Here is an 8,303-nt window from a genome sequence, read left to right on the forward strand (position 1 = left end):
GAGCGGGCGGCGGCGATCAGCGCAGCTTGCGGTCGTTGCCTCGAGCGTGCTTCTTCCTGCCCGACGACGTCCACACGACGATGAAGATCAGCAGGGCAAGCGCTACGAAAGCCTCGAGCGCGAAGATGAGCATCGGATATTGGTCGAGAAAATCTGACATGGCGGTTTCCATCAAGAACGGACATTGTATGTGGTTTGGGCCCCGGCTGGCCGGCTGGGTTGCCGCGGCGGCAGCTGCCGCGCTGCTGGCCGCGTGCGGCAGCGCGCCGACTCGAACGTCGGCGTTGAAACCGCCGACCGGCGCGGCGATCGTGCCGGGCCAGCTCGCCGCAAAGCGGCTGACGCCGGTCGCTTGGCAGCAGGTGCCGGGCTGGCAGGACGATTCGCTGATCGGCGCGACGGCGGCGCTGCGGCAGAACTGCGCGCGACTCGCGCGCCAGCCGGCATGGCAGCGCGCGTGCGCGGCCGCCGACCGCCTCGACGAACTCGACGTCAGCAGCGCGCGCGCATTCTTCGAAGCGTATTTCACGCCGTTTCAGCTGGCGAACACCGACGGCACGCTCGACGGGCTCGTGACCGGCTATTACGAGCCGTTGCTGCATGGCTCGCGCGTGCGGCGCGGCCCGTACCAGTACGCGCTGTACCGCTGGCCGGCCGGCTATCGTGCCGGCGCGCCGCTGCCCGCGCGCGCGCAACTCGAGCGCTCCGGCATCCTGAACGGCAACGAACTCGTGTGGGTCGACGATCCGATCGAGGCGTTCTTCCTGCAGGTGCAAGGCTCGGGGCGCGTGCTGCTCGACGACGGCTCGGTGATGCGCGTCGGCTTCGGCGGCACCAACAATCAGCCGTATCGCTCGATCGGTAAATGGCTGCTCGATCGCGGCGAGCTCACACCCGCGCAGGCGACGATGCAGGGGATCAAGGCGTGGGCGAAGGCGAACCCGACGCGCGTCGACGCGTTGCTCGACACGAACCCTCGCTTCGTATTCTTCCGCGACATGCCGACAAAGGAAGACGCACCGCATGGCGGCGCGGACGGCCCGATCGGCGCACTCGGCGTGCCGCTCACGCCCGAGCGTTCCATCGCCGTCGATCCGTCGTCGATCCCGCTCGGCACGCCCGTGTTCCTGCAGACCACGCGTCCGCTGACGAACACGCCGATGAACCGTCTCGTGTTCGCGCAGGATACGGGCTCGGCAATCAAGGGCGGCGTGCGCGCCGACTATTTCTGGGGACTCGGCGATGACGCCGGCGATCTCGCCGGGCGCATGAAGCAGGTCGGCCGGATGTGGCTGCTGTTCCCGAATTCGTGAAGCGACGCGGCGCCGGTGCTCGTGCACGGCCCGCAGCATTGAAACAAAACAGCCCGACCGTCGACCGGCCGGGCTGTTTTTTTGTGCGTGCTTGCTGCTGCGTGACGCTCGGACAGCGGCGCGGGCCGTTATCACCCTTTGCGCTTGTCGATCACACGGCGCGCCTTGCCCACCGACCGTTCGATCCCGTTCACGGGCATCACGTTGATTGCGGCCGTCACGCCGATCAACGACTTGATGTCGTGCGCGAGCGCGTGCCTGGCCGCGTCGATCGCCGCCGTGTCCGGCGCCGTCTCGGGACATGGCTCGACGTTGAGCGTCAGCACGTCGAGCGGCCCTTCCTTCGTCAGCACGATCTGGTAATGCGGTGCGAGTGCACGCTGCTTCAGCAACTGTTCCTCGATCTGCGTCGGGAAGACGTTGACGCCCCGTACGATCATCATGTCGTCCGATCGCCCGGTGATCTTTTCCATCCGGCGCATCGTGCGTGCGGTGCCGGGCAGCAGGCGCGTGAGGTCGCGTGTCCGGTAGCGGATGATCGGCAGAGCCTCCTTCGTCAGCGACGTGAACACCAGTTCGCCGAGTTCGCCGTCCGGCAGCACGGCGCCCGTCTCCGGGTCGATGATTTCCGGATAGAAATGGTCTTCCCAGATGGTTGGCCCATCCTTGGTCTCGACGCATTCCGACGCGACGCCGGGGCCCATCACTTCGGACAGCCCGTAGATGTCGACCGCGTCGATGCCCATCCGTTGCTCGATGGCCACGCGCATGTCGTTGGTCCACGGTTCGGCGCCGAAGATGCCGATGCGCAGCGAACTCTGCGCAGGATCGAGGCCCTGGCGCTCGATTTCGTCGGCGATCGACAGCATGTAGCTCGGCGTCACCATGATGATGTCGGGCCGAAAATCCTGGATCAGCTGCACCTGCTTCTCGGTCTGGCCGCCGCCGAACGGGATCACCGTCAGGCCTGCGCGTTCCGCACCGTAGTGCGCACCAAGGCCGCCGGTGAACAGGCCGTAGCCGTAGCTCACGTGAACCTTGTCGCCGGGACGCGCGCCGGCCGCGCGGATCGAGCGGGCGACGAGATTCGCCCACGTGTCGATGTCGCGCGCCGTGTAGCCGACGACGGTCGGCTTGCCGGTCGTGCCGGACGACGCATGAATGCGCGAGATCCGGTCCTGCGGCACGGCGAACATGCCGAACGGATAGCTGTCGCGCAAGTCGCTCTTGGTCGTGAACGGGAAGCGCGACAGATCGGCGAGCGTGTGCAGATCGTCGGGATGCACGCCCGCTTCGTCGAACTTGCGGCGATAGACGGGGGAGTGCTCGTACGCGTGCCGCAGCGACCATTTCAGGCGCTCCAACTGCAGCGCGGTCAGCTCGTCGCGCGACGCGGTCTCGATCGGCTCGAACGGTAGCGGGGTAGTCATGCGTGTCTCCAGTGTTTGTTATCGGCGAGCCGTGGACGTCAGCGGTCTTCCGGCAGCACCGTGCCCTTGATCTGGGCCGATTTGCCGCGGAACATCGCGACCGTTTCACCCGCCTGATTCGTGACGCGGATGTCGTAGATACCGTGCCGTCCACTGCGCGTCTGCTCGATCGCCTCGGCGGTGAGCAGGTCGTTGCCGTGGGCCGGGCGCAGGTATTCGATCGAGCAGCCCGCCGCAACGGTATTTGCGTTGTACGAGTTGCATGCGAACGCGAACGTCGAATCGGCGAGCGTGAAGATGATGCCGCCGTGGCAGGTCTGATGCCCGTTCAGGAATTCAGGCCGAATGCGCATCTGCAGGCGTGCGTAGCCTGCGCGCACTTCGACGATTTCCATGCCGAACGCGCGACTGCACGCATCCGCGTCGTACATGGCCCGCGCCGTCGCACGGGCGAGCGCATCGGGATCGAGCGTGTGGGTGGGCGCGCTCATGTCACCGCCCCTCGAAGCGCGGCGCGCGCTTCTCGATGAACGCCTGCACGCCTTCCGCGTAGTCGTACGACTGTCCGAGTTTGCGCTGCATGTCGCGCTCGAGGTCGAGTTGCTGATCCAGCGAGTTCGTCACGCTGTCGCGCATCGTTTGCTTGATCGACGCGATGGCCAGGGTCGGCTGCTGCGCGAGCTGGTTCGCGAGCTGACGGGCCGACGCAGCGAGCGCATCGTCGTCGACTGCGCGCCAGATCAATCCCCATTGCTCGGCCTGTTCGGCGCCGAGCTTGTCGCCCGTCAGGGCGAGCCCGAGCGCGCGCGCCATGCCGACACGTTGCGGCAGAAACCAGGTGCCCCCCGAATCGGGCACGAGCCCGATCTTCACGAAGGCCTGAATGAAACTGCTCGACCGCGCGGCGAACACGATGTCGCATGCGAGCGCCAGATTCGCGCCGGCGCCGGCCGCTGTGCCGTTCACGGCCGCGATCACCGGTATCGGCATGCGTTGCAGGCGGCGGATCAGCGGGTTGAAATGTTCGTCGATCAGCGCGCCGAGATCGGTGGACGCGCCCGGCGTGAAGTCGAGGTCGGCCAGATCCTGCCCTGCGCAGAAGCCGCGCCCGGCACCGGTCAGGATCAGCGCGCGCGCGCCGGCCGATTCGACCTCATCGAGCGCCGACTGCAGTTCGCGGTGCATCGCCCGCGTAAAGCTGTTCAGCTTGTCCGGGCGGTTGAGGGTGATCGTCGCCACGCGGGTAGTCTGATCGAACTCCAGCTGGATCGCCTGATATGACATGCGGTGTCTCCTTCATGACTTCGTTATAGGCGCGCGAGGCGGCCGTTACACGCGTTCGATCGCGATTGCGATGCCCTGACCGACGCCGATACACATCGTACAAAGCGCAAAACGGCCGCCCGTACGCTCGAGCTGGTGAAGCGCCGTCGTCACGAGTCGTGCGCCCGACGCGCCGAGCGGATGGCCGAGCGCGATCGCACCGCCGTTCGGGTTCACGCGGGGATCGTCGTCGGCGACGCCGAGCATGCGCAGCACCGCGAGGCCCTGGGATGCGAATGCTTCATTCAGCTCGATCACGTCGAACTGGTCGATCGTCATGCCGAGCTGGCGCAACAGTTTCTGCGTGGCCGGCGCAGGGCCGATGCCCATCACCCGCGGCTCGACCCCTGCTGTCGCCATGCCGACGACGCGTGCGCGGCGGCGCAGCCGATACTGATCCGCGGCCTGCGCGTTGGCCAGCAGCAGCGCGCATGCGCCATCGTTGACACCCGACGCGTTGCCGGCCGTGACGGAGCCGTCCGGGCGCACGACGCCCTTCAGCTTCGCGAGCGCGTCGAGCGACGTCTCGCGCGGATGCTCGTCGCGCGACACGACGAGCGCATCGCCTTTCTTCTGCGCAATCGTGACCGGCACGATTTCTTCGGCGAGCGTGCCGTCCTGCTGCGCACGCGCGGCCTTCTGCTGACTGCGCAGCGCGAACAGATCCTGGTCGGCACGGCTGATGTTGTAATCGACGGCCACGTTCTCGGCCGTCTCGGGCATCGAGTCGACACCGTATCGCTGTTTCATCAGCGGATTGATGAAACGCCAACCAATCGTCGTGTCGAAAATGTCGGCCTGGCGCGCGAACGCGGTGGCGGCCTTGCCCATTACGAACGGTGCGCGCGTCATGCTTTCGACGCCGCCCGCGATCATCAATCGCGCTTCGCCGGCCTTGATCGCGCGCGCGGCCACGCCGACCGCGTCCATCCCGGAACCGCACAGGCGATTGATCGTCGAACCCGGCACGCCTTCCGGCAAGCCCGCGAGGAGCGCGGACATGCGCGCGACGTTGCGGTTGTCTTCGCCGGCCTGGTTCGCGCAGCCGTAGATCACATCGTCGATCGATGTCCAGTCGACGTCGCGGTTGCGTTCGATCAGCGCCCTCAGCGGTACCGCGCCGAGATCATCGGCTCGAACGTCTTTCAGGGCGCCGCCGTAGCGGCCGATGGGGGTGCGAATCGCATCGCAGATGTAGGCGTCGATCATGGTGTGTCGATATGTAACGAACCCGCCGGCTGGCGGATTCGTTCATGGTAGGGAACGTGGTGGCGTTTGCACGTCGGCGGAACGGCTTATGCCGTCTGGCCGGCTTCCACGGGCACCGCCTTCGGCGCAACATGGACGCGGCTTTGCACTACGCGGAACCGATTGGCGACGAACGCAGGGTCGGCCAGCGCGGCGTTCGCGGCCGGATTCGCACCCGTGCCGTGGAAGTCCGAGAACGCGGCCGACTGGTTCACGAACACGCCGCCGGTCAGGTTGATCGACAGTGCGACGCCGCCGCGCACCGCCGCCTCGTGCGCGTCGTCGAGGATCTTGTCGTCGGTGCTGTAGACGGACAGCGTCAGCGCGCCATGCTCGGCGGCGATCTGGCCCGCGAGATCCAGCGATTGGGCGGTCGAGTCGGTCGCGATCACGAACGAGATCGGCCCGAACCACTCTTGCGTGAATTTCGCGCGGTCGGCCACGTCGAGCTGCAGTACGAGCGGCGTGCGCACACGAGCGTTGGGGAACATGGGGTGCTGGAGCGTCTGGCTGTCGGCAAGCACACGGCCGAGCTTGCGGGCGTCGGCGATGCGCGCGGTCACGCCGTCGTTCTGGATCGCGCCGATCAGTTCGACCGAGCGCGCCGGGTCGCCGGTCAGCTTTTGCACGGAAACCGCGATCGCCTGGGCGACTTCTTCGAAGCTCGCATGACCATCGGCCGTCCGGATGCCGTCGCGCGGCACGTAGATGTTCTGCGGTGCCGTGCACATCTGGCCGGAGTACAGCGCCAGCGAGAACGCGATGTTCTTGGCCGCGGCCTTCAGGTCGTCGGTCGAGTCGATCACGATCTGGTTGACGCCCGCCTTTTCCGTGTACACCTGTGCCTGATGGGCATGGCGCTCGAGCCACGTGCCGTTTTGCGTGCTGCCGGTGAAGTCGATCAGCTTGATTTCAGGACGCAGTGCGAGTTCCTGCACGAGCGCGCCGTCATTCGGCTCGGTCGCGAGCAGCGTGACGACGTTCGGATCGAAACCGGCTTCGCGCAGTACGTCGCGCGCGATGCGTACCGTGATCGCGAGCGGCAGGATTGCGCCGGGGTGCGGTTTGACGATCACCGTATTGCCGGTTGCGAGGTCGGCGAACAGGCCCGGGTAGCCGTTCCAGGTCGGGAACGTACAACAGCCGAGCACGAGGCCGGTGCCGCGCGGGACGACTGTATAGCGCTTGTGCATCGCGAGCGGCGGGTTCTTGCCTTGCGGTTTCTCCCAGTGCGCGTCGGCCGGGATGCGGCGCAGCTCGTTCCACGCGTAGGCGACCGCTTCCAGCGCGCGATCCTGCGCATGCGGGCCGCCAGCCTGGAACGCCATCATGAATGCCTGGCCCGTGGTGTGCATCACGCTGTAGGCGATTTCGAAGCTCGCGCGATTCAGTCGCGCGAGGATTTCCAGGCTGACTCCGATCCAGGCGCTCGGGCCAGCTTCGCGCCACGTGCGCTGCGCAGCGGCGGCGGCTGCGATCAGCTCGTCGGGCGTCGATTTCGGATAGCGGATGTCGAGGTCGATCCCGTACGGCGACCGCTCCGCACCGACGGTTCCGCCGGATGCCGGCTGGTCGAGCGCGAACGTGCTGCCGAGGTGCGCGTTGAACGCGGCTTCGCCATCGGCGTTGGCGCTTTCCCCGTACACTTTGGGACTCGGCATTTCCGCGAACGGGCTCCAGTACCCGCGGCTCTCGATGGCGGCGAGGGCGTGTGTCAGCGTGTCTTCGTGCTTCGTGAACAGTGCATGGGTCATGACGGCGGCCTGATGGACGTTGAGAGGAATCGGATCGATTAATTAACCGACCGGTTGGTCGGAGAATGGTAGCATCAAACTATTCGCGTGTGCGAGGCGTTTCTCATTTCATTGATCGAGGAGAAATAGATGTCTTACGAGAACATCCTGGTGGAGACCCGGGGGCGAGTCGGGCTGATCACGCTCAATCGCCCGAAGGCGCTGAATGCGTTGAACGATGCGTTGATGGACGAACTGGGCGCAGCACTGAAAGCGTTCGATGCGGACGACGAGATCGGCGCGATCGTCCTGACGGGAAGCGAAAAGGCGTTCGCGGCCGGGGCGGACATTGGCATGATGGCGACCTATTCCTATATGGATGTCTACCGCGGCGACTACATCACACGTAACTGGGAGGCCGTCCGCGAGATCCGCAAGCCGATCATTGCGGCCGTGGCGGGCTTCGCGTTGGGCGGCGGATGCGAACTTGCGATGATGTGCGACATCATTTTCGCGGCCGATACGGCCAAGTTCGGCCAGCCCGAGATCAAGCTGGGCGTGATGCCGGGCGCGGGCGGCACGCAGCGCCTGCCGCGTGCGGTTTCGAAGGCGAAGGCTATGGACATGTGCCTGACCGCACGCTTTATGGACGCGGCCGAGGCCGAACGGGCGGGGCTGGTGTCGCGTGTGCTGCCGGCCGACAAGTTGCTCGACGAGGCGATTGCTGCAGCGACGACGATCGCCGAGTTCTCGCTGCCGGCGGTCATGATGGTCAAGGAGTCGGTGAACCGGGCGTACGAGACGACGCTGGCGGAAGGTGTCCATTTCGAGCGTCGACTGTTCCATTCGTTGTTCGCGACGGAAGATCAGAAGGAAGGAATGGCGGCATTCGTCGAGAAGCGCAAGCCGGTATTCAAGCACCGCTGATTGGACTGCGCGGCGAGGTGACGTGCGGGGCGGGTGGCGCGGGTCGCGCGCGAGGTGATCGTCCGAGCCTGCCCGCCCCCCCAAGCCCCGTGCGCGGCAGCGCACGGGGCTTTTTCAAAATATTTTCACAAAGGGGTTGCGCGGCCGCGGGCGGGTGCCTAGAATCACGCCTCTTTCGCGCTAACGGAAACGCGGCGCGGGAGAAGAAGGGAAGCGGTGCGATTGGGTCAGCGGTAGCGGCCCTGGGCACACGAAGCTGAACCCCTCGCGGTCGCAACGAAGCAGTTCAGAAAGTTGTTGACGAGCGAAGAAAGGCGGTTCATAATCTC

8 protein-coding genes are annotated in these 8,303 nt (G+C 66.0%); 2 read left to right on the forward strand and 6 right to left on the reverse strand.

Annotated elements, in window-relative coordinates; translation table 11 throughout:
- Nucleotides 1-16: 16 nt before the first annotated feature.
- A complete protein-coding gene (locus tag KDW55_RS29515; protein WP_226209366.1) occupies nucleotides 17-160 on the reverse strand; it encodes a hypothetical protein in 144 nt (47 codons plus the stop codon).
- Nucleotides 161-188: 28 nt separating this feature from the next.
- On the opposite strand from KDW55_RS29515, the gene KDW55_RS23775 reads away from it, so the two are divergent.
- Nucleotides 189-1,313, forward strand: coding sequence for an MltA domain-containing protein (locus KDW55_RS23775; protein ID WP_226209368.1), 1,125 nt, complete (start codon nucleotides 189-191; stop codon nucleotides 1,311-1,313).
- A gap of 131 nt (nucleotides 1,314-1,444) precedes the next feature.
- On the opposite strand, the gene paaK is transcribed toward KDW55_RS23775, so the two are convergent.
- From paaK to paaN, 5 genes are all read right to left on the reverse strand, one after another.
- Complete coding sequence (gene paaK, locus KDW55_RS23780; RefSeq protein ID WP_069240774.1) at nucleotides 1,445-2,743, reverse strand: phenylacetate--CoA ligase PaaK; 1,299 nt, start codon at nucleotides 2,741-2,743, stop codon at nucleotides 1,445-1,447.
- 38 nt (nucleotides 2,744-2,781) lie between these two features.
- Entirely contained in the window at nucleotides 2,782-3,234 is a 453-nt protein-coding gene (gene paaI / locus KDW55_RS23785; protein WP_059545363.1) for a hydroxyphenylacetyl-CoA thioesterase PaaI, read from the reverse strand.
- Between the two features lies 1 nt (nucleotide 3,235).
- A complete protein-coding gene (gene paaG / locus KDW55_RS23790) occupies nucleotides 3,236-4,027 on the reverse strand; it encodes a 2-(1,2-epoxy-1,2-dihydrophenyl)acetyl-CoA isomerase PaaG (protein ID WP_069240772.1) in 792 nt (263 codons plus the stop codon).
- Nucleotides 4,028-4,072: 45 nt separating this feature from the next.
- Complete coding sequence (gene pcaF, locus KDW55_RS23795; protein WP_212161685.1) at nucleotides 4,073-5,275, reverse strand: 3-oxoadipyl-CoA thiolase; 1,203 nt, start codon at nucleotides 5,273-5,275, stop codon at nucleotides 4,073-4,075.
- Between the two features lie 86 nt (nucleotides 5,276-5,361).
- A complete protein-coding gene (gene paaN, locus KDW55_RS23800; RefSeq protein WP_212161684.1) occupies nucleotides 5,362-7,068 on the reverse strand; it encodes a phenylacetic acid degradation protein PaaN in 1,707 nt (568 codons plus the stop codon).
- A 129-nt stretch (nucleotides 7,069-7,197) separates the two neighbouring features.
- On the opposite strand from paaN, the gene KDW55_RS23805 reads away from it, so the two are divergent.
- Nucleotides 7,198-7,974 (forward strand): enoyl-CoA hydratase, encoded by a 777-nt coding sequence (locus KDW55_RS23805; protein ID WP_040143295.1) that lies wholly within the window; start codon nucleotides 7,198-7,200, stop codon nucleotides 7,972-7,974.
- The last annotated feature ends 329 nt before the right edge of the window (nucleotides 7,975-8,303 follow it).

Origin of the sequence: Burkholderia sp. AU19243 (assembly GCF_018148075.1) — a bacterium.
Taxonomy (GTDB): domain Bacteria; phylum Pseudomonadota; class Gammaproteobacteria; order Burkholderiales; family Burkholderiaceae; genus Burkholderia; species Burkholderia latens_A.